We start from the raw sequence: 1,666 nt of genomic DNA on the forward strand, positions 1-1,666 counted from the left end.
AATAGCACAAGACCCCGTATTCGATATGAATGTATCGAATACGGGGTCTTCATGAAGTTGTGTTCGGCGGTGTCCTACTCTCCCACACTGGTTAAGGTGCAGTACCATCGGCGCTGGAGGGCTTAGCTTCCGGGTTCGGAATGGAGCCGGGCGTTTCCCCTCCGCTATGGCCGCCGTAACATTATGAAACCCCACACAACAGGGTTTGTTTGTTGTGTGTTGTCTCGGAAGTACATAGTGGATGCGAGTCAATCTTTTGAGTGTTAGATGTTGTTGGTAAGTCCTCGGCCGATTAGTACCAGTCACCTGAACCTATTACTAGGCGTACAGTTCTGGCCTATCAACCCCATGGTCTGTAGGGGGCCTTAACCACTCGAAGGTGGTGAGAAACCTCATCTTGGAACAGGCTTCCCGCTTAGATGCTTTCAGCGGTTATCCCTTCCGAACGTAGCTAACCAGCAGTGCCCCTGGCGGGACAACTGGCACACCAGAGGTTCGTCCGTCCCGGTCCTCTCGTACTAGGGACAGGTTTCCTCAAGTTTCTAACGCGCGCGGCGGATAGAGACCGAACTGTCTCACGACGTTCTAAACCCAGCTCGCGTGCCGCTTTAATGGGCGAACAGCCCAACCCTTGGGACCTACTCCAGCCCCAGGATGCGACGAGCCGACATCGAGGTGCCAAACCATCCCGTCGATATGAACTCTTGGGGAAGATCAGCCTGTTATCCCCGGGGTACCTTTTATCCGTTGAGCGACACCGCTTCCACTTGCCGGTGCCGGATCACTAGTCCCGACTTTCGTCCCTGCTCGACATGTACGTCTCACAGTCAAGCTCCCTTGTGCACTTACACTCAACACCTGATTGCCAACCAGGCTGAGGGAACCTTTGGGCGCCTCCGTTACATTTTGGGAGGCAACCGCCCCAGTTAAACTACCCACCAGGCACTGTCCCTGAACCCGATCAGGGTCCGAGGTTAGAAGTCCAATACGATCAGAGTGGTATTTCAACAACGACTCCACAACCACTGGCGTGGCCGCTTCACAGTCTCCCACCTATCCTACACAAACCGAACCGAACACCAATACCAAGCTATAGTGAAGGTCCCGGGGTCTTTTCGTCCTGCCGCGCGTAACGAGCATCTTTACTCGTACTGCAATTTCGCCGAGTCTGTGGTTGAGACAGCAGAGAAGTCGTTACGCCATTCGTGCAGGTCGGAACTTACCCGACAAGGAATTTCGCTACCTTAGGATGGTTATAGTTACCACCGCCGTTTACTGGGGCTTAAATTCTCAGCTTCACACACCAAAGGTGCATTAACCGGTCCTCTTAACCTTCCAGCACCGGGCAGGCGTCAGTCCGTATACATCGTCTTACGACTTCGCACGGACCTGTGTTTTTAGTAAACAGTCGCTTCTCTCTGGTCTCTGCGACCCCACCCAGCTCACGTCGTCAAGACGGTCACCAAGCGAGGTCCCCCTTCTCCCGAAGTTACGGGGGCATTTTGCCGAGTTCCTTAACCACAGTTCTCTCGATCGCCTTAGTATTCTCTACCTGACCACCTGTGTTGGTTTGGGGTACGGGCCGTGTACCAACTCACTAGAGGCTTTTCTCGGCAGCATAGGATCATGGACTTCGCCGCAACGGCTACGCATCACCTCTCAGGCG

General features: G+C 54.1%; 2 rRNA genes (1 of these 2 cut by a window edge). Both read right to left on the reverse strand.

The annotated features are described in order from the left end of the window. Positions 1-61: 61 nt before the first annotated feature. A 5S ribosomal RNA gene (gene rrf / locus ACWDTF_RS24555) occupies positions 62-178 on the reverse strand. A 94-nt stretch (positions 179-272) separates the two neighbouring features. Beyond that, positions 273-1,666: ribosomal RNA gene (locus ACWDTF_RS24560) — 23S ribosomal RNA — on the reverse strand (it continues 1,841 nt past the right edge of the window).

The organism is Gordonia sp. NPDC003422 (assembly GCF_053588675.1).